At 62.8% G+C, this 20,425-nt stretch carries 14 protein-coding genes; 10 read left to right on the forward strand and 4 right to left on the reverse strand.

Annotated elements, in window-relative coordinates; genetic code table 11:
• The first annotated feature begins 28 nt into the window (after positions 1 to 28).
• The gene (locus M5C56_RS09440; RefSeq protein ID WP_103498022.1) at positions 29 to 1,297 is read left to right on the forward strand and encodes an O-acetylhomoserine aminocarboxypropyltransferase/cysteine synthase family protein; all 1,269 of its coding nucleotides are present in this window, start codon (positions 29 to 31) and stop codon (positions 1,295 to 1,297) included.
• Between the two features lie 64 nt (positions 1,298 to 1,361).
• Here M5C56_RS09440 and putP read toward each other — a convergent pair whose 3' ends face one another.
• Positions 1,362 to 2,846 carry a sodium/proline symporter PutP gene (putP, locus tag M5C56_RS09445; protein WP_103498021.1) on the reverse strand — a complete coding sequence of 495 codons (1,485 nt, stop codon included), beginning with the start codon at positions 2,844 to 2,846 and terminating at the stop codon, positions 1,362 to 1,364.
• 455 nt (positions 2,847 to 3,301) lie between these two features.
• On the opposite strand from putP, the gene putA reads away from it, so the two are divergent.
• The 5 genes from putA (at position 3,302) to selO (ending at position 16,129) form a co-directional block, all read left to right on the forward strand.
• Positions 3,302 to 7,255: a trifunctional transcriptional regulator/proline dehydrogenase/L-glutamate gamma-semialdehyde dehydrogenase gene (gene putA / locus M5C56_RS09450; protein WP_103498020.1), complete on the forward strand. Its 3,954-nt coding sequence runs from the start codon at positions 3,302 to 3,304 to the stop codon at positions 7,253 to 7,255.
• A 276-nt stretch (positions 7,256 to 7,531) separates the two neighbouring features.
• Entirely contained in the window at positions 7,532 to 9,334 is a 1,803-nt protein-coding gene (locus tag M5C56_RS09455; RefSeq protein WP_103498019.1) for an acyl-CoA dehydrogenase, read from the forward strand.
• Positions 9,335 to 9,436: 102 nt separating this feature from the next.
• Positions 9,437 to 11,179: a potassium/proton antiporter gene (locus tag M5C56_RS09460; RefSeq protein ID WP_103498018.1), complete on the forward strand. Its 1,743-nt coding sequence runs from the start codon at positions 9,437 to 9,439 to the stop codon at positions 11,177 to 11,179.
• A 36-nt stretch (positions 11,180 to 11,215) separates the two neighbouring features.
• Positions 11,216 to 14,566 carry a mechanosensitive channel MscK gene (mscK, locus tag M5C56_RS09465; protein WP_103498017.1) on the forward strand — a complete coding sequence of 1,117 codons (3,351 nt, stop codon included), beginning with the start codon at positions 11,216 to 11,218 and terminating at the stop codon, positions 14,564 to 14,566.
• 99 nt (positions 14,567 to 14,665) lie between these two features.
• Positions 14,666 to 16,129 carry a protein adenylyltransferase SelO gene (gene selO / locus M5C56_RS09470; protein ID WP_103498016.1) on the forward strand — a complete coding sequence of 488 codons (1,464 nt, stop codon included), beginning with the start codon at positions 14,666 to 14,668 and terminating at the stop codon, positions 16,127 to 16,129.
• Positions 16,130 to 16,135: 6 nt separating this feature from the next.
• Here selO and M5C56_RS09475 read toward each other — a convergent pair whose 3' ends face one another.
• Both M5C56_RS09475 and M5C56_RS09480 read right to left on the reverse strand, forming a co-directional pair.
• Entirely contained in the window at positions 16,136 to 16,537 is a 402-nt protein-coding gene (locus M5C56_RS09475) for a transcriptional regulator (protein WP_103498015.1), read from the reverse strand.
• A complete protein-coding gene (locus M5C56_RS09480; RefSeq protein ID WP_103498014.1) occupies positions 16,537 to 16,830 on the reverse strand; it encodes a type II toxin-antitoxin system HigB family toxin in 294 nt (97 codons plus the stop codon). The genes M5C56_RS09475 and M5C56_RS09480 overlap by 1 nt, the downstream gene beginning before the upstream one ends.
• Before the next feature lie 225 nt (positions 16,831 to 17,055).
• On the opposite strand from M5C56_RS09480, the gene trxC reads away from it, so the two are divergent.
• Positions 17,056 to 17,490 carry a thioredoxin TrxC gene (gene trxC / locus M5C56_RS09485; RefSeq protein ID WP_103498013.1) on the forward strand — a complete coding sequence of 145 codons (435 nt, stop codon included), beginning with the start codon at positions 17,056 to 17,058 and terminating at the stop codon, positions 17,488 to 17,490.
• Between the two features lie 38 nt (positions 17,491 to 17,528).
• Here the strand turns inward: trxC and M5C56_RS09490 are convergent, their stop codons facing one another.
• Positions 17,529 to 18,302, reverse strand: coding sequence for a ParA family protein (locus M5C56_RS09490; protein WP_103498012.1), 774 nt, complete (start codon positions 18,300 to 18,302; stop codon positions 17,529 to 17,531).
• 362 nt (positions 18,303 to 18,664) lie between these two features.
• On the opposite strand from M5C56_RS09490, the gene M5C56_RS09495 reads away from it, so the two are divergent.
• The 3 genes from M5C56_RS09495 to M5C56_RS09505 are packed head-to-tail and all read left to right on the forward strand — an operon-like array spanning position 18,665 to position 20,419.
• The gene (locus M5C56_RS09495; RefSeq protein ID WP_103498011.1) at positions 18,665 to 19,384 is read left to right on the forward strand and encodes a beta-ketoacyl synthase chain length factor; all 720 of its coding nucleotides are present in this window, start codon (positions 18,665 to 18,667) and stop codon (positions 19,382 to 19,384) included.
• Positions 19,360 to 20,178, forward strand: a complete 819-nt coding sequence (locus M5C56_RS09500; RefSeq protein WP_103498010.1) for a lysophospholipid acyltransferase family protein — start codon at positions 19,360 to 19,362, stop codon at positions 20,176 to 20,178. Before M5C56_RS09495 ends, M5C56_RS09500 begins: the two co-directional genes overlap by 25 nt.
• On the forward strand, positions 20,147 to 20,419 hold the full coding sequence (locus M5C56_RS09505; protein WP_100940448.1) for a phosphopantetheine-binding protein: 273 nt from the start codon (positions 20,147 to 20,149) through the stop codon (positions 20,417 to 20,419). The genes M5C56_RS09500 and M5C56_RS09505 overlap by 32 nt, the downstream gene beginning before the upstream one ends.
• Positions 20,420 to 20,425: the final 6 nt, after the last annotated feature.

Raw genomic sequence — 20,425 nt, forward strand, 5'->3', positions numbered from 1 at the left:
TAATGGAATTCCACTGAGTCGAGACTTTATGAAAGACGCAACGATTGCGCTCCATCACGGTTTCAAGTCGGACCCGACCACCAAGGCCGTGGCCGTGCCCATCTACCAGAACGTCGCCTTCGAATTCGATAACGCCCAGCACGGCGCCGACCTGTTCAACCTGGATGTCCCGGGCAATATCTACACCCGGATCATGAACCCCACCAACGATGTGCTGGAACAGCGCCTCGCCGCCCTCGAAGGCGGGATCGCCGGGTTGGCGGTGTCCGCCGGCAGCGCCGCGATCCACTACGCGATCCAGACCCTGACCCGTGCCGGCGACAATATCGTCTCCACGCCGCAGCTCTACGGCGGCACCTACACCCTCTTCGCCCATCTGCTGCCGAGTTTCGGTGTCGATGTGCGCTTCGCCCGCGACGACTCACCCGAAGCCATCGCCGAACTGATCGACGAGAACACCAAGCTGGTCTATTGCGAAAGTATCGGTAATCCGGCGGGCAATATCGTCGATCTCCAGCGCTTCGCCGAGGTTGCCCATGCCCGCGGCGTACCACTGATGGTCGACAACACCGTGGCGACGCCGATCCTGTGCAAGCCGATCGAGTTTGGTGCCGATATCGTCGTGCACTCGGTGACCAAGTACGTCGGTGGCCACGGCAACTCCCTGGGCGGGGTGATTGTCGATGCCGGCACCTTCCCCTGGGCCGACTACCCGGAAAAATTCCCCGGCCTGAACACCCCGGAGGCCGCCTATCACGGCGTGGTCTACACGGAAAAATTCGGTCCTGCGGCGTTTATCGCCCGAGCCCGCACCGTACCATTGCGCAATACCGGCGCGGCCCTGGCGCCGATGAACGCCTTCCTGCTACTGCAAGGCCTGGAAACCCTGGCCTTGCGCATGGAGCGGCATACCGAGAACGCGCTCAAGGTGGCGCAGTTCCTCAAGGCCCACGAGCAAGTGGCCTGGGTCAGTTACGCCGGCCTGCCGGACCACCCGCACCATGAACTGGCGCTCAAATACATGAAGGGCAAGCCTTCGGCGATCCTCTCGTTCGGCCTCAAGGGAGGCTATGCAGCCGGTGTGCGTTTCTACGATGCACTGCAGATCTTCAAGCGCCTGGTGAATATCGGCGACGCCAAGTCCCTGGCCTGCCACCCGGCCTCCACCACCCACCGGCAAATGAACGAGCAAGAGCAGGCCAAGGCCGGCGTGAAACCGGAAATGATCCGCCTGTCCGTTGGCATCGAGGCGATCGAGGATATCCTCGAAGACCTGCAACAAGCGCTACGCGCTTAAAGCAAAACGGCCCGCCTCCAGGGAGGCGGGCCGCCAAGCGTTCAGGGCTTCAGCCCCCCTTCGATCAGTGCTCCAGGCGGAATTGCCTCTCTGCCGCGTCGAAGCGCCGTAGCATCAGCGCCGAGGGCGCACCCATTCGGCTGACGATATAGATCGCCAGACTGGCGAAGATAAAGCCTGGAATAATTTCGTACAGCCCCAGCAGGTTGAAGTGCTTCCAGACGATCACCGTGATTGCCCCCACCAGAATCCCGGCCAATGCGCCATTGCGGGTCATGTCCTTCCAGATCACCGAGATCAGCACCACCGGACCGAACGCCGCACCAAAACCGGCCCAGGCGTAGCTCACCAGGCCCAGCACGCGGTTTTCCGGATTGGCCGCGAGGGCGATGGCCACCAGCGCCACCAACAACACCATGGCGCGACCGACCCAGACCAGCTCGCGCTGGGAAGCCGACTTACGCAGGAAGGTCTTGTAGAAATCCTCGGTCAGGGCGCTGGAGCACACCAGTAACTGGCAGCTCAAAGTGCTCATCACCGCCGCCAGGATCGCCGACAGCAGCACACCCGCAACCCACGGATTGAACAGAATCTTCGCCAGCTCGATAAACACCCGCTCATGGTTCTCACCCACGGGGCCGGCCACCTCGGGATGCGCCGAGAAGTAGGCGATGCCGAAGAAGCCCACCGCCACGGTGCCGCCCAGGCAGAGGATCATCCAGGTCATGGAAATGCGCCGGGCCTTGGCAATCGACTTGACCGAATCCGCCGCCATGAAGCGCGCCAGGATATGCGGCTGGCCGAAGTAGCCCAGGCCCCAGCCCATCAGCGAGAGAATGCCGACGAAGGTGGTGCCCTTGAGCATGTCGAAGTTGGCCGGATCCTTGGCTTCAATGGCCAGGAAGGTGGTGTCGACGCCACCGGTGGCCAGCAGCACGATGATCGGCGTCAGGATCAGCGCGAAGATCATCAGCGTGGCTTGCACGGTATCGGTCCAGCTGACCGCCAGGAAACCACCGATAAAGGTGTAGGCAATGGTCGCCGCCGCGCCGGCCCACAAGGCCGTCTCATAGGACATGCCGAAAGTACTTTCGAACAACCGCGCCCCGGCAACGATGCCCGACGCACAGTAGATGGTGAAGAACACCAGGATCACCAGCGCGGCAATGATCCGCAGCAGGCCGCTGTGATCCTCGAAACGACTGGAGAAATAGTCCGGCAGGGTCAGCGCATCGCCATTGTGCTCGGTCTGTACCCGCAGGCGCCCGGCGACGAACAGCCAGTTCAGGTAGGCCCCGACGATCAGGCCGATGGCGATCCAGCTTTCCGACAGCCCCGACAGGTAGATCGCACCGGGCAAACCCATCAGCAACCAGCCGCTCATATCGGAAGCGCCGGCCGATAGCGCGGTGACAACGCTGCCAAGGCTGCGGCCGCCGAGAATGTAATCGGAGAGGTTATTGGTCGAGCGATAAGCCATCAGGCCGATCAGCACCATGGCGGCGATATAGATCACGAACGTGATCAGGGTGGGGTTGCTTACACTCATTGAAAAATCCCTGGCATTGTTTTTATTGAGCGACGGTCCGACCGACGCAAAGCATGATGTTTGTCAGACGATTAAACGCAGCAGGCATTTATGACCGATATTTCCTCAGGAAAATCGCCAGCCACGACCTACCGCACGTAGGAGGTTGCACTGCGGCGGCGAATGCTATTCAACAAACCGAATAAGGTGCAACCCATTTCGCCCGAATAAGTTGCACCTATTGAATTTTGCGTATTTTCCGACGATTTCCCGCCCTTTTTCAGTGCGAGAAATGCCCCTGTCGCCCGGAAAACCCCGGACTGAAGGCGCCAAGTACAAGTGGGAAAATAATTCCTGATCTGCCGCCGTTTTTTCCTGCAAAAAAAGGGTTGCACCCGGTTGCACCTCGATCGAGCCAGCGCTACTCTTTCTGCCAGCTGATGCCACGCCATCGTGGTAACCATGAGGATAAGAAAATGGCTACGACCACCCTTGGGGTCAAACTCGACGACCCGACCCGTGAGCGCCTGAAGGCCGCGGCCCACTCGATTGACCGCACCCCCCATTGGCTGATCAAGCAAGCCATTTTCAATTACCTGGAAAAGCTCGAGAGCGGTGCAACCCCGGGTGAAATCAACGGTTCGTCCCGTGGCGACGCCGATGACAGCGGTGACGTTCCGAGCGACCACGCCCATCAGTGCTTCCTCGAATTCGCCGAAAGCATCCTCCCGCAATCGGTACTGCGCGCCGCCATCACCGCCGCCTACCGTCGCCCGGAACCGGAAGTGGTGCCGATGCTGCTGGAGCAGGCACGCCTGCCGGCAGCCATGGCCGAGGCCACCCACAAGCTCGCCGCCTCGATTGCCGAAAAACTGCGCAACCAGAAGAGCGCCGGCGGCCGTGCCGGGATTGTTCAGGGCCTGTTGCAGGAGTTCTCCCTGTCGTCCCAGGAAGGCGTGGCGCTGATGTGCCTGGCCGAAGCCCTGCTGCGTATCCCGGACAAAGGTACCCGCGACGCGCTGATCCGCGACAAGATCAGCACCGGCAACTGGCAACCGCACCTGGGCAACAGCCCGTCGCTGTTCGTCAATGCCGCCACCTGGGGCCTGCTGCTGACCGGCAAGCTGGTCGCCACCCATAACGAAACCGGCCTGACCTCGTCCCTGAGCCGCATCATCGGCAAGAGCGGCGAACCGATGATCCGCAAGGGCGTCGACATGGCCATGCGCCTGATGGGCGAACAGTTCGTCACCGGCGAAACCATCGCCGAAGCCCTGGCCAACGCCAGCCGCTTCGAAGCCAAGGGCTTCCGCTATTCCTACGACATGCTCGGCGAAGCGGCCCTGACCGAGCACGACGCGCAGAAATACCTGGCGTCCTACGAGCAGGCCATCCACTCCATCGGCAAGGCTTCCCACGGTCGCGGCATCTACGAGGGCCCGGGCATCTCGATCAAGCTGTCGGCCCTGCACCCGCGCTACAGCCGCGCCCAGTACGAACGGGTGATGGACGAGCTGTACCCGCGCCTGCTGGCACTGACCCTGCTGGCCAAGCAATACGATATCGGCCTGAATATCGACGCCGAAGAGGCCGACCGCCTCGAACTGTCCCTCGACCTGCTCGAACGCCTGTGCTTCGAACCGCAGCTGGGCGGCTGGAACGGCATCGGCTTCGTGATCCAGGCCTACCAGAAACGCTGCCCCTATGTGATCGACTACGTCATCGACCTGGCCCGTCGCAGCCGCCATCGCCTGATGATCCGCCTGGTCAAGGGCGCGTACTGGGACAGCGAGATCAAGCGCGCCCAGGTCGAAGGCCTGGAGGGCTATCCGGTCTACACCCGCAAGGTCTACACCGACGTTTCCTACATCGCCTGCGCACGCAAGCTGCTGTCGGTACCGGAAGTCATCTACCCGCAGTTCGCCACCCACAACGCCCACACCCTGTCGGCCATCTACCATATCGCCGGGCAGAACTATTACCCGGGCCAGTACGAATTCCAGTGCCTCCACGGCATGGGCGAACCACTGTACGAACAGGTAGTAGGCAAGGTTTCCGAAGGCAAGCTGAACCGTCCGTGCCGGGTGTATGCGCCGGTCGGCACCCATGAAACCCTGCTGGCCTACCTGGTCCGTCGCCTGCTGGAAAACGGCGCCAACACCTCCTTCGTCAACCGTATCGCCGACCAGTCCATCTCGATCCAGGAACTGGTGGCCGATCCGGTGGCCAGCATCGAGCAGATGGCGACCCTGGAAGGCGGCTTCGGCCTGCCACACCCGCGTATTCCGCTGCCGCGTGACCTTTACGGTCGTGACCGGGCCAACTCCGCCGGCATCGACATGGCCAACGAGCATCGCCTGGCATCGCTTTCCTGTGCCCTGCTGGCCAGCGCCCACAATGACTGGAAAGCCGTGCCGCTGCTGGGCTGTGTCGCCAGCAGCGAAACCCCGGTGCCAGTGCTCAACCCGTCGGACCATCGCGACCTGGTCGGTTATGTCCAGGAAGCCACCGCCGAAGACGCCGACAACGCAGTGCAGTGCGCCCTGAACGCCGCGCCGATCTGGCAGGCCACCCCGCCCACCGAACGGGCGGCCATCCTGGAACGCGCCGCCGACCTGATGGAAGGCGAGATCCAGCCGCTGATGGGCCTGCTGGTCCGCGAAGCCGGCAAGACCTTCGCCAACGCCATCGCCGAAGTCCGTGAAGCCGTGGACTTCCTGCGTTACTACGCGGTGCAGGCGCGCAACGATTTCAGCAACGACGCCCACCGCCCGCTGGGCCCGGTGGTCTGCATCAGCCCGTGGAACTTCCCGCTGGCGATCTTCAGCGGCCAGGTGGCTGCAGCATTGGCGGCCGGTAACCCGGTACTCGCCAAGCCCGCCGAACAGACCCCGCTGATCGCCGCCCAGGCCGTGCGCCTGCTGCTCGAAGCCGGGATTCCCGAAGGCGTGGTGCAACTGCTGCCTGGCCGCGGTGAAACCGTCGGCGCACGGCTGGTGGGCGATGAGCGGGTCAAGGGGGTGATGTTCACCGGTTCCACCGAAGTGGCGCGCCTGCTGCAACGCAATGTCGCCGGTCGCCTGGATACCCAGGGCCGACCGATTCCGCTGATCGCCGAAACCGGCGGGCAGAACGCGATGATCGTCGACTCCTCGGCGCTGACCGAACAGGTGGTGATCGACGTCGTGTCCTCGGCCTTCGACAGCGCCGGCCAACGTTGCTCGGCCCTGCGTGTACTGTGCCTACAGGAAGATTCCGCCGACCGCGTGATCGAAATGCTCAAGGGCGCCATGGCGGAATGCCGCCTGGGCAACCCGGAACGCCTGTCGGTGGATATCGGCCCGGTGATCGATGCCGAAGCCAAGGCCGGTATCGAGAAACATATCCAGGCCATGCGCGACAAAGGCCGCACCGTCTACCAGGTGGCCATCGCCGAAGGCGAGGAATGCAAGCGCGGTACCTTCGTGATGCCGACCCTGATCGAACTGGAAAGCCTCGACGAACTGCAGCGGGAGATCTTCGGCCCGGTGCTGCACGTGGTGCGCTACAAGCGCAAGGACATCGACCAGTTGATCGCCCAGATCAATGCCTCCGGCTACGGCCTGACCCTCGGCGTGCATACCCGCATCGACGAGACCATTGCCAAGGTGATCGACAATGTCCACGCCGGTAACGTCTATGTGAACCGCAATATCGTCGGCGCCGTGGTCGGTGTGCAACCATTCGGTGGCGAAGGCTTGTCGGGCACCGGACCGAAAGCCGGTGGGCCGCTGTACCTGTATCGCCTGCTGTCGACTCGGCCGACGGATGCCATCGAACAGTCCTTTGCTCGGGGCGATGCCCTGGCCGCACCGGACCTGCGTCTGCGCGAAGCTTTGCTCAAGCCGCTTCACGCCCTGAAGGCCTGGGCCGAGAGCCAGAAGCTGGCGGACCTCGATGCGCTGTGCGCGGCCTTTGCGGCGCAGTCGCAAAGCGGGATTACCCGAGTGCTCAACGGCCCGACCGGCGAGCGCAACAGCTACGCCATCCTGCCCCGCGAGCATGTGCTGTGCCTGGCGGACATCGAAGGCGACCTGCTGACGCAACTGGCGGCGGTATTGGCCGTGGGCGGCTCGGCGGTCTGGCCGGAAGGCGAATCGGCCAAGGCGCTCTACGGGCGCTTGCCGAAAGAAGTGCAGGCGCGCATCCAGCGCGTGGCCGACTGGACCAAGGACGAGGTGCTGTTCGACGCGGTGCTGCATCACGGCCATTCCGACCAGTTGCGCGGGGTCTGCCAGCAGATTGCCCAACGTAGCGGCGCGATTGTCGGCGTTCACGGCCTGTCTCAGGGCGAGACCGGCATTGCGCTGGAGCGCCTGGTGATCGAGCGGGCGTTGAGCGTCAACACCGCGGCGGCGGGCGGTAACGCCAGCTTGATGACCATCGGTTAAGGCGGGCGGAAGGTCTGGCTGCGCAATGGGTGCCAGGCCTGACGACTTCACCCAGCGGAAAATCGCCTTCGCGGGCAAGCCCTGCTCCTACAGTTTTTTGTCATTCCCTGATTTTGTGTACGACACAGGACTGTAGGAGCAGGGCTTGCCCGCGAATAGGCCGGCCCAGACAACACACCTCCCTGAATTCTGCCCCTCCATCACCCACATCAATCTTGCTAGGCACCGCTTATTCAGCCGCCTAGACTCGGCGCACTCCCCCACAGGTAGGCCGCCATGTCCGAGATGCTGCTCAGTTCCCGCAATCTGGCTTTCGAGCTGTACGAAGTCCTCGATGCCGAGGGCCTGACCCAGCGCGAGCGATTCGCCGAACACTCCCGGGAAACCTTCGACGCCGCCATCGGCACCGCCCGCACCATCGCCGAGAAATTCTTCGCTCCGCACAACCGCAAGAACGACGAAAACGAACCGCGCTACGAAAACGGCGAAGCCATCCTGATCCCCGAAGTGAAACCCGCTGTCGACGCCTTCCTCGAGGCCGGCTTTCTCAACGCCGCGCGCAGCTTCGAAGATGGCGGCATGCAACTGCCGACCCTGCTGTCCCAGGCCTGTTTCGCCCACTTCCAGTCGGCCAACGCCGCCTCGACCTCCTACCCGTTCCTGACCATGGGCGCGGCGAACCTGATCGAGAGCTTCGGCAGCGACGAGCAAAAGCGCCACTTCCTGCAACCGATGATCGACGGCCGCTTCTTTGGCACCATGGCCCTGACCGAGCCCCACGCCGGCTCTTCGCTGTCGGATATCCGCACCCGCGCCGAACCGGCCGCCAACGGCAGCTACCGGCTCAAGGGCAACAAGATCTTCATTTCCGGCGGCGACCACCCGCTATCGGAAAATATCGTGCACATGGTCCTGGCAAAACTGCCGGACGCCCCGCCCGGAGTGAAGGGCATCTCGCTGTTTATCGTGCCCAAGTTCCTAGTCAACGACGACGGCAGCCTCGGCCCGCGCAACGATGTGCTGCTGGCCGGGCTGTTCCACAAGATGGGCTGGCGCGGCACCACCTCCACGGCGCTGAACTTCGGAGATAACGGCAACTGTGTCGGCTATCTGGTGGGTAAGCCGCACCAGGGCCTGAGCTACATGTTCCAGATGATGAACGAAGCGCGGATCGGCGTCGGCATGGGCGCGGTGATGCTCGGCTATGCCGGTTACCTGTATTCCCTGGAGTACGCCCGGGAACGCCCCCAGGGCCGCCTGCCCGACAGCAAGGACCCGAGCACCGCGCCGGTTTCGATCGTCCAGCACGCCGACGTCAAGCGCATGTTGCTGACCCAGAAGGCCTACGTCGAAGGCGCCTTCGATCTCGGCCTGTACGCCGCGCGGCTGTTCGATGACACCACCACACTGACCTCCGAGATAGAGCGCCGCCAGGCCCATGAACTGCTCGACCTGCTGACTCCCATCGTCAAATCCTGGCCCTCGGAGTTCTGCCTCAAGGCCAATGAACTGGCGATCCAGATTCTCGGCGGCCACGGCTACACCCGCGAATACCCGGTGGAACAGTACTACCGCGACAACCGGCTGAACCCGATTCACGAAGGCACCCACGGCATCCAGTCCCTCGACCTGCTGGGGCGCAAGCTGGCGCAGAACGGCGGGGCCGGCTTGAAGCAGCTGATCCGACTGATCGCCGACACCGCCAAGCGCGCCGCCGCCTATTCCTCCCTGGATACCCTGCGCCAGCCGCTGGAGGATCTGGTCGCACGCCTGCAAAGCGTGACCCTCGGCCTGCTGACCGACCTGGCCCAGGGCAAGGTCAACAGCAGCCTCGCCAACTCGGCGCTGTACCTCAAGGCGTTCGGCCACACGGTGATTGGCTGGCGCTGGCTGGAGCAAGCCGTGCGGGCCGAGGAAGGCCTGATCAAGGGCAATCCGACGGACCTGCCCTTCTACAAAGGCAAGCTGCAAGCCGCGCGCTACTTCCTCACCTGGGAAGTCCCGGGCTGCCATCATGAGCTGGCCATTCTCGAAGCGCGGGACGATACCTGCCTGTCGATGCAGGACGCCTGGTTCTAAAGCTTTTGACAGCGGTACATTTCAACAGGTTAGAATCGCTGGCACGCAGACTGCATGGTCAGTCTGCGCCCAGCCTTTGCAAGCTTTCCTGGAGTACTGCCTTTGAATGCGACGACCATCAACAGCCTGTTCTTGATCGGCGCGTTGCTGGTAGGCGCAAGCATTCTGGTGAGCTCGCTGTCCTCGCGCCTCGGCATCCCGATCCTGGTGATCATCCTCGCCGTGGGCATGACCGCCGGCGTCGACGGCGGCGGCATCATCTTCGACAACTACCCCACCGCCTACCTGGTCGGTAACCTCGCCCTCGCCGTGATCCTGCTCGACGGCGGCCTGCGCACGCGGGTCGCGAGTTTCCGCGTGGCGCTCTGGCCGGCGTTGTCGCTGGCCACGGTCGGGGTGCTGATCACCACCGGGCTGACCGGCATGGCCGCCGCCTGGCTGTTCAACCTGAATATCATCCAGGGCCTGCTGATCGGCGCCATCGTCGGCTCCACGGACGCCGCCGCGGTATTCTCGCTGCTGGGCGGCAAGGGCCTCAACGAACGGGTCACCGCCAGCCTGGAAATCGAGTCGGGCAGTAACGACCCGATGGCGGTGTTCCTTACCGTGACCCTGATCGACATGCTCGCCAGCGGCCAGACCGGCCTGCACTGGAGCCTGCTCGGCCATCTGATTCGCGAATTCGGCATCGGCGGCATCATCGGCCTCGGTGGCGGCTGGCTGATGCTGCAACTGGTCAACCGTATCAACCTGGCCAACGGCCTCTACCCGATCCTGGTGATCAGCGGCGGCCTGGTGGTCTTCGCCCTGACCAACGCCCTGCACGGCAGCGGCTTCCTCGCCGTGTACCTGTGCGGCCTGGTGATCGGCAACCGCCCGGTGCGCAGTCGCCACGGCATTCTGCATATGCTTGACGGCATGGCCTGGCTGGCGCAGATCGGCATGTTCCTGGTGCTGGGCCTGCTGGTCACGCCCCATGACCTGCTGCCCATCGCCCTGCCGGCCCTCGGCCTGGCCCTGTGGATGATCCTGTTCGCCCGGCCGCTGTCGGTGCTGGTCGGCCTGCTGCCGTTCAAGGCCTTCCATGGACGGGAAAAGGCGTTTATTTCCTGGGTCGGCCTGCGCGGCGCGGTCCCGATCATTCTTGCGGTGTTCCCGCTGATGGCCGGCCTGCCCCACGCACAGCTCTACTTCAACCTGGCGTTCTTTATCGTGCTGGTGTCGCTGCTGGTGCAAGGCACAAGCCTGCCGTGGGTAGCCAAGCTGCTGAAGGTCACGGTGCCACCAGAACCGGCGCCGATCTCCCGGGCCGCCCTGGAAGTGCATGTCACCAGCGAGTGGGAGCTGTTCGTCTATCGCCTGGGCGCTGAAAAATGGTGCATCGGTGCCGCCCTGCGCGAGTTGAAAATGCCCGAGGGTACGCGTATCGCCGCACTGTTCCGTGGCCAGCAACTGCTCCATCCGTCGGGTAGTACCACCCTGGAAGTCGATGACCTGCTCTGCGTGATCGGCCATGAACACAACCTCCCTGCCCTCGGCAAGCTGTTCAGCCAGGCGCCGCAGCGCGGCCTCGACCTGCGCTTCTTCGGCGACTTCGTGCTCGAAGGCGACGCCCAGCTGGGCGCGGTCTCGGCCCTCTATGGCCTGAAACTCGAAGGCGTCGACCCGAATACCCCCCTGGGCAGCTTCATCGCCCACAAGGTCGGCGGCGCGCCCATCGTCGGCGACCAGGTGGAGTGGAACAACACCTTGTGGACTGTCGCGGTCATGGACGGGAACAAGATCGGCAAAGTCGGCGTCAGATTCCCCGAAGGAAGTCGCCCGGGTCCGGGTCTCTTCCTCTAAACTGCCCACTTTCTTCACGCTGCTCGACCGGTACTTATGTCTTCCTTGCGCACTTTTCTTGCCATGGCCCTGCTGGGCCTGAGTCTTTCCGTCGGCGCGTTGCAAGCAGCCGAACCGCCCACCAGTGCATCGGTCCAGCAAAGCCTGGACAAGATCGCCGACCGCAAGCTCGCCGACGCCGATCAAAAGGCCCTGCAAGCGGTGCTGCAGCAGACGCTGACCTGGCTGTCGAATCAGGACGACTACGAAAAGCGCCTGGCCGCGACCAAGCAGCAAGTCGCCGACGCGCCGCGCCAGACCGTCGAAAACCAGCGTGAACTGGCGCGCCTGAAAGTCACCAAGGTGATCCCGGTGGCCCAGCGTTATGCCAACCAGTCGGTGTCGCAGCTGGAACAGCTGCTGACCGAGCGCACCACCCAACAGGGCGATCTGCAAAAAGCCCTGGCCGATGCCAACAGCCTGATCATCACCGCCCAGACCCGCCCCGAGCGCGCGCAGTCGGAAATCAGCACCAGCCAGACACGCATCCAGCAGATCAACAACACCCTCAAGCAGGGCAAGGACAACGGCAAGACCCTCAACAGCGACCAGCGCAACCAGCTGACCGCCGAGCTGGGCTCGATCAACGCGCTGATCCTGTTGCGCCGCCAGGAACTGGCCGGCAACAGCCAATTGCAGGACCTGGGCAACAGCCAGCACGACCTGCTGATGGAAAAAACCGCGCGCCTGGAGCAGGAAATCCAGGACATGCAGTCGCTGATCAACCAGAAGCGCCTGGCCCAGTCCCAGCAGACCGTCACCCAGCAATCCATCGAAGCGCAAAAGGCCGGCGACAGCAGCGTACTGGCCACCGAAAGCGCCACCAACCTCAAGCTCTCCGACTACCTGCTCAAAAGCACCGACCGTCTCAACGAACTGACCCAGCAGAACCTGCAGACCAAACAGCAGCTCGACAGCGTGACCCAGAGCGACCAGGCCCTGGACGAACAGATCAGCGTGCTCAAGGGCAGCCTGTTGCTGTCGAAGATTCTCTACAAGCAGAAACAGGCCCTGCCACGACTGCAAGTGGACAAGAACCTGGCCGATGAAATCGCCGATATCCGCCTCTACCAGTTCGAGGTCAACCAGCAGCGCGAACTGATCAGCAGCCCGGCCACCTATGTCGACAACCTGCTGGCGACCCAGCCGCCGGACCAGGTCAATGCGCAACTGCGCAGGACCCTGCTGGACCTGGCGGTGACCCGTAGCGACTTGCTCGAGCGCCTGAACCGCGAACTGAGCGCCCTGCTCAACGAATCCATCACCCTGCAACTGAACCAGAAACAACTGCTCAGCACCGCCCAGAGCCTGCGCGCGACCCTGGACGAGCAGATGTTCTGGATCCCGAGCAACAAGCCCCTGGACCTGGACTGGATCGAAAGCGTACCGGCACGCCTGCAAAAGCAGGTCACTACCCTGCCCTGGGCCTCCAGTTTCAGTGAGCTGACCGACGGCCTGGCCCAGCATCCACTGCTGTTCCTGCCCTTGCTGCTGCTGATCGGTGCCCTGCTGTGGCGGCGCAAGTCGCTGTATGCGCGCCTGAGCAAGGTGCACAAGGATATCGGCCACTTCAAACGCGACAGCCAATGGCACACGCCGCTGGCGATCCTGGTCAACGTCGCCCTGGCGATGCCGGTCGCCCTCGGGCTGGCCCTGTGCGGCTATGCCCTGCAGATCGATGCCCGCGGCCAGAACGCCAGCCTCGGCGCCGCGCTGCTGCAAATCGCCCTGGCCTGGCTGGTGTTCTACACCGCCTACCGGATTCTGGCGCCGGGTGGCGTGGCCGAACTGCATTTCCGCTGGGAAAAACCCCAGGTCGAATTTCTCCAGGGCTGGGTGCGCCGACTCGGTTTCGTGGTCCTGGCCCTGGTGGCCATCGTCTCCGTCGCCGAGCTGCAACCGGCCTCGCTGGCCGGTGACGTGCTGGGCATCGCCGTGGTCCTGACCTGCTACGGCCTGATGGCCTGGCTGCTCAGTCGCCTGCTGCTGGGCACTCCAAACCGCGGCAGTGCCTCGCTGTTCCGCAAACTGGTCGGCGTGATCTTCACCGCCATGCCCATCGCGCTGTTTATCGCCGTGTGCTTCGGCTACTACTACACCGCCCTGAAACTCAGCGACCGACTGATCGAGACCCTGTACCTGCTGATGCTCTGGCTGGTGATCGAAGCGACCTTCGCTCGCGGCCTCGGGGTTGCGGCCCGGCGCCTGGCCTACCAGCGCGCCCTGAGCAAACGCCAGGCGGCCAAGGAGGCCGGCGATGGCGAACCGCTGATCGAAGAGCCGACCCTGGACATCGAACAGGTCAACGAACAATCCATGCGCCTGATCCGCCTGGCCCTGCTCGGCGGTTTCGTGGCGGCGCTGTACTGGGTCTGGGCGGACCTGATCAGCGTGTTCTCCTACCTGGACAACATCACCCTCTACGAATACACCAGCGGCACCGGCGCGACCATGAGCATGGTGCCCATCAGCATCGGCAACGTCATCGGGGCCCTGGCGATCATCGGCATCACCTTCGCCCTGGCGCGCAACCTGCCGGGCCTGCTGGAAGTGCTGGTGCTGTCCAAGCTCGAACTGGCCCAAGGCAGCGCCTATGCCACCACCACCCTGCTGTCCTACGTGATCGCCGGCATCGGCTTCGTCTCCACCCTATCGACCCTCGGCGTGAGCTGGGACAAGTTGCAATGGCTGGTGGCGGCGCTGTCGGTGGGCCTGGGTTTCGGCATGCAGGAAATCTTCGCCAACTTCATCTCCGGCATCATGATCCTGTTCGAACGTCCGGTGCGGATCGGCGACACCATCACCATCGGCACCCTGTCGGGCACGGTCAGCAAGATCCGTATCCGCGCCACCACCATCACCGACTTCGACCGCAAGGACATCATTGTCCCGAACAAGACTTTTATCACCGGACAACTGATCAACTGGTCGCTGACCGACACCGTCACCCGCGTGACCCTCAAGCTCGGCGTCGACTACGGTTCGGACCTGGACCGGGTCAAGGAGCTGCTGCTCAAGGCCGCCCGCGATAACCCCCGAGTGTTGAAGGAACCCGAGCCCCACGTGTACTTCCTGAACTTCGGCGAAAGTACCCTGGACCACGAACTGCGCATGCACGTGCGCGACCTGGGTGACCGCAACCCGGTGGTCGACGAGGTCAATCGCTTTATCAACCGCGAGTTCAAGAAAGAACACATCAACATCTCGTTCCGGCAGATGGAGGTCTACCTCAAGAACCTGCAGGGCCAGGAATACAAGCTGGTGCCGGTGGAAGGCGAAGCGCCTGGGCCCGTGTCAAAGACGCCGGCCGAGCCGGAGCAGTTGCCACCGCCGGACAAGCTCGACTGAAACTCGACCAGCGCGGCGTTCATGCCGTTTGTATGAGGCCGCTGGCGTCTGCCGGCTAATCCCAGCAGAATACTCGGACATTCTGCTGGAGCCGGCCGTTTGAAAGCCCTCGACGAACTGACCTTCGATAACCGCTTCGCCCGCCTGGGGGATGCGTTTTCCACCCATATCCTGCCCGAGCCCCTCGACAATCCGCGTCTGGTGGCGGTGAGTCCGGCGGCCATGGCCCTGCTCGACCTGGACCCGGCCATTGCCGAGGAACCGGTGTTCGCCGAGCTGTTCGGCGGGCACAAGCTCTGGGCCGAAGCCGAGCCGCGGGCCATGGTCTATTCGGGGCATCAGTTCGGCTCCTACAACCCGCGCCTGGGTGACGGTCGCGGGCTGTTGCTGGGCGAGGTCTACAACACCGCGGGCGAGCATTGGGACCTGCACCTCAAGGGCGCCGGGCAAACGCCGTATTCGCGCATGGGTGACGGCCGCGCGGTGCTGCGCTCGTCGATCCGCGAGTTCCTCGCTTCCGAGGCCCTGCATGCCCTGGGTATTCCCAGCAGCCGCGCGCTGTGCGTGATCGGCTCCGACACGCCAGTGTGGCGCGAGAAACAGGAACGCGGCGCCATGGTCCTGCGCATGGCGCCCAGCCATGTGCGCTTCGGTCATTTCGAATACTTCTACTACACCAAGCAGCCGGAGCAGCAGAAGCAGCTCGGCGAGCACGTGCTGGCCATGCATTTTCCCGAATGCCTGGAACAGCCGGAGCCGTACCTGGCGATGTTCCGCGAGATCGTCGAGCGTAATGCCGAGCTGATCGCCAAGTGGCAGGCCTACGGTTTCTGCCACGGCGTGATGAACACCGACAATATGTCGATCCTGGGTATCACCTTCGATTTCGGTCCGTTCGCCTTTCTCGACGATTTCGATGCGCACTTCATCTGCAACCACTCCGATGACCAGGGCCGCTACTCGTTCAGCAACCAGGTGCCCATCGGCCAGTGGAACCTCAGTGCACTGGCCCAGGCCCTGACGCCCTTCATCAGTGTCGAGGCGTTGCGCGAGGCGTTGGGCTTGTTCCTGCCGCTGTACCAGGCCCACTACCTGGACCTGATGCGCCGCCGCCTCGGCCTGACCAGCGCCGAAGACGACGACCTGAAGCTGGTGGAAAACCTGCTGCAACTGATGCAGGCCGGCGGGGTCGACTACACCTTGTTCTTCCGCCGCCTGGGGGATGAGTCTGCCGCCCTGGCCACGGCGCGACTGCGGGATGACTTTATCGATCTCAAGGGTTTCGACGCCTGGGCCGATCGCTACAAGGCCCGGGTCGCCCGCGAGCCGGACCAGGATGAATCCCGGCGCAAGGCTCGGATGCACGCGGCCAACCCGCTGTATATCCTGCGCAACTACCTGGCGCAGAAGGCCATCGATGCGGCGGAAAATGGTGACTACTCAGAGGTACGGCAACTCCACGAAGTACTGAGCAAGCCGTTCGAGGAACAAGCGGGCATGGAGCGCTACGCCGAGCGGCCACCGGAGTGGGGCAAGCATCTGGAGATCAGTTGTTCGTCGTGAGCCGGCTCAGATAAAGGTCTGCTCCCGCACCCCAAAACGCTCGGCCAACCAGCGGATCTGGCGCAGGTTGAGCTGACGCTTGCCGCTGAGTATCTCGGAAACCACCGATTGCGGCCCGACCCCGGGCAGGTCGCTCTGGTTCAAGCCATGTTCACGCATCATCTCCCGCAGTACATCGGCCCCACTGGCCACCGGCATCGGCCAGTGCTCCTTGTCATAGGCCTCTATGTAATCACTGATGATGTTCACCAGACTCATGAGCGGGTTCGATTCGTCTTCGCCAATGACGCCCAGCAACTCGTCGAGAATGCCCACCAGGGCATCGTAATCGGCCTCGTTTTTTGGTTTGCGCAGCAGTGGCTCCACGAACGGCCAGTGCTCGGAAGCCTGCTTGATGACAGCATTCATCAACACGTCTCCTTCCATTTACCCTTGTCATATTCGCGATGATCCAGCACATGCTTGATATATAGCTGCTGGGCACCGTAATGCACACCCGCAATCAGGCGCAGTTTGTTCCCGCCAATATCAAACACATGCAAGCGACCCACCTTGTCTGTCGCGGGGAACAACGCCTTGAGCGCCGAAAAGTTTTCAGGACTGCTCCCCTTGATCCTTCGGCACCAGGCATCCAACGCACTGGCAGTGTCAGGCCATCTTGCCTTGGCTTCCCGAATCCGCTTCTCGGTAATCACACGCATGCAATATCCTTATCGCATCTTGCTATGAAGATTATCCGTCAAACCAGTTTATCGCAATTTGCTATTGCCAAAATCTGACCGACGGCTCATTCCCTGAGGCTAGATCCTGAAGGTAAAACGCGTCGTTTGAATATGTGAGGACATGCAACACACCCGTGGCCCCCTTGATAAAGCGCGCCCCAGACTCCAGTTCAAGTTCATTGGCCACTACCCGGGAACCCCTCCATGTCCGCCCCCCTCTTGATCCCCTGCCCCCATTGCAACGGCCTCAACCGCATCCCCGCCGAACGCCTGGGCGACCAGCCGAAATGCGGACGCTGCAAAGCCGCGGTCTTGCTGGATAAACCGTTCGAATTGAAACAGGGCGACTACGCCAGCCAGATCAAGGGCGACCTGCCGTTGCTGGTGGATGTGTGGGCGGACTGGTGCGGGCCGTGCAAATCCTTTGCCCCGGTGTTCGAACAGGCGGCCGCCCAACTGGCCGACAAATGTCGCCTGGCCAAGCTCGACAGCGAGGCCAACCCGCAACTCTCGGCACAATTGGGGATTCGTTCGATTCCCAGCCTGATCCTGTTCAGAAATGGCCAGGAAGTAGCGCGCCAGAGCGGCGCCTTTCCCCTGCCGCAGTTGATGGCCTGGCTGCGCAGCCAAGGTATCTGAGGCTCGCACAGCCGGCAGGCGCAAAACGCAAAGGGGCGTTAAGCGTTTTTCTCCAGCAGGGTGTGCAACTCGACGAACTGCTGGGTCAGCTTGTGCCGCGGGTCGAAGTGGATCAGTGGCTTGTTGGCTTCATGGGACTCGCGCATCTTCACCGAACTGGCGAGGTACACCGGCAACACCGGCAAGCCCTCGGCGATCAGGCTGTCGAGCATCTGCTGCGGCAGGCTCGCCCGGGCCTGGAACTGGTTGACCACGATCCCTTCCACTTGCAGACCTTCGTTGTGGTCTTCCTTCAACTCTTCGATCTCGGCCAGCAGGCCATACAGCGCCTGGCGGGAGAAGCTGTCGCAATCGAAGGGAATCAACACGCGATCGGCGGCAATCAGCGCAGACACCGCATAAAAGTTCAGCGCCGGCGGCGTATCCAGGTAAATGCGGTCGTAATCTTCCGACAACTCGTCCAGCAGTTTGCGCAGCTTGTTGATCTTGTGTTTCGCCTCAAGCTTGGGCTGCAGATCCGCCAGCTCGGCCGTGGCGGTGATCACATGCAGGTTGTCGAAAGGCGTCTCATAGATATCCACCTGGTTTTTCTTCGAGAACGGCCCGGACGAGAGGATCTGCTTGAAGAAGTCCGCGATACCCATGGGAATATCCTCGCCGGTGAGCCCGGTGAGGTATTGCGTGGAGTTGGCCTGGGCATCGAGGTCCACCAACAGGGTCCGATAGCCCTCGCTGGCGCTGACCGCCGCCAAGTTGCAGGCAATGCTCGACTTACCGACCCCGCCTTTCTGATTGAACACCACACGCCGCATGACAAGACCTCCGTGTATCAATGAATCACCGAGTGTAGAGGGCTTGACCGCTGCCGCGCCACCTTGGCAGGACGAGGACTACCTCTCACACCGCAATAACTTCACCAATCCAGGGTATTTTCCCTTTAAGCCGGGAAAGCTCTGACATACGTATCCGAAAAAATACGAATAATAGCCAGTTGCTAGCTCTCCCTTCGCATAACTGCAAATTTAATCGTGCAAAATGTGACCAAAAATTTGCTACAGGCCTTGTGCACCGGGATAATGCGCGCCACTTGGCCATCGCGCCACGCCAGGGTTGGTAGGGGTTCAGGGATCAACCATAGCGTTCAAGGAAGCCCGCAGGGGCGGGAAGACATTCAGTGATCAATTTCAACATCGCCCAATGGCGCGCCTGGGCCCCGGGCCTGGAAAGTGTGGACGACTGGCAGGCCTGGAGCCGCCAGCCCTGCGTGCCCGCGCCCAGCGATGCGGCTCCGGATGTGTCTTTCCTGCCGGCCATGCAGCGCCGCCGCCTCGGCCGTATGGCGCGCATGGCGTTCAGCGTCGGCTGGCCGCTGGCCGAAGGGCACGCGCAATTGCCCCTAGTGTTCATCTCCCGACACGGCGAAACCCCGCGCACCTTCGAGATCCTCAGCGACCTGGCGGCCGATCAGCCATTGTCGCCGACCCAGTTCAGCCTGTCGGTGCACAACGCGGTGATTGGCCTTTGGTCGATCCTGCGTGGCTCGACTTGCGAAATGACCGCCCTGGCCGCCAACGGCGATGGCCTGGAGCACGGCATGCTTGAGGCCGCCGCGCTGCTCGATGAAGGCGCCCCGGCGGTCCTGCTGGTGATCACCGAAGAACAACCGCCCGAAGCCTACCGCCGCTGGATCGACGACGTGCCGTTTCCCTACGCCCTCGGCCTGCTGCTGACCCCGGGCGACGAGTGGCAACTGTCCCTCGCGAGCGCCACGGACGAACAACCGCCGACCGAGTGGCCCCATGCCCTCGATCTGTTGCGTACCCTGCTCGGCCAACACGCCTCCTGCCAACACCAATGGAAGTCCCGGGTATGGAATTGGCAACGCCGACCATGACCAAACCTTGCGACGCCTATTACTGGCGTCTGCTGGCCACCGCCTTGAGCTTCGCCCTGTTCGGGCTGGGCGGCCTGTGCCTGCGACTGGTGATATTCCCCTTGCTCGGCTGCCTGCCGGGCGATGCCGAACGTCAGCGCCTGCGCGCGCGACAAACGGTCAGCCGGCTGTTCTGGCTGTTCATCCGCTTCATGGCCCGCACCGGCGTACTGACCTATGAAGTCGAAGGCGCGGAAAAACTCGGTCGCCCCGGCCAGATGATCATCGCCAACCACCCGTCGCTGATCGATGTGGTGTTCCTGATCGGCCTGGTGCGCCATGCCAACTGCGTGGTCAAGCAGAGCCTCTGGCAAAACCCCTTCACCCGCGGGCCGGTACGCTCCACCGAATACATCAGCAACGACGGCAGCCTGGACATGCTCGAAGCCGCCGCCAGCGCCCTGCGAGACGGCCAGACCCTGATCGTTTTTCCCGAAGGCACCCGAACCACACCGGGCACGGCACCCGCCTTTCATCGCGGCGCCGCCGCGATTGCCCTGCGGGGTGCGAGAATCATCACCCCGGTCGTGATCAAGGTCAGCCCCACCACCCTGACCAAGGCCGAACCCTGGTATCGCATTCCGCAACGCCGGGTGCACTTCAGTTTCAGTGTCGGCGCCGATATAGACCCACAAGGCTTTGCCGCGCAGGGCCCCGCGCCCCAGGCCTCGCGCAAACTCAACGATTATCTGCACCATTACTTCATTAAGGAGCTCGCCTCAGATGAGCGATCCAACCCCCGCCCTGCACCTTGAGATCAAAGAGCTGATCATCGAGGCCCTGGGCCTGGAAGACATCAGCGCGCAAGACATCGGCAACGAGCAAACCCTGTTCGGCGAAGGCCTGGGCCTGGATTCGGTGGATGCCCTCGAACTCGGCCTGGCGATCCAGAAGCGCTACGGCATCAAGATCGATGCGGACGCCAAGGACACCCGCGACCATTTCTCCAGCGTGGCCAGCCTTGCGGCTTTCGTCACGGCAAAACAGGCAGCGTGAGGCCGT

This window comes from Pseudomonas sp. MWU13-2862, assembly GCF_023242495.1.
GTDB classification, from domain to species: Bacteria; Pseudomonadota; Gammaproteobacteria; order Pseudomonadales; family Pseudomonadaceae; genus Aquipseudomonas; species Aquipseudomonas gingeri_D.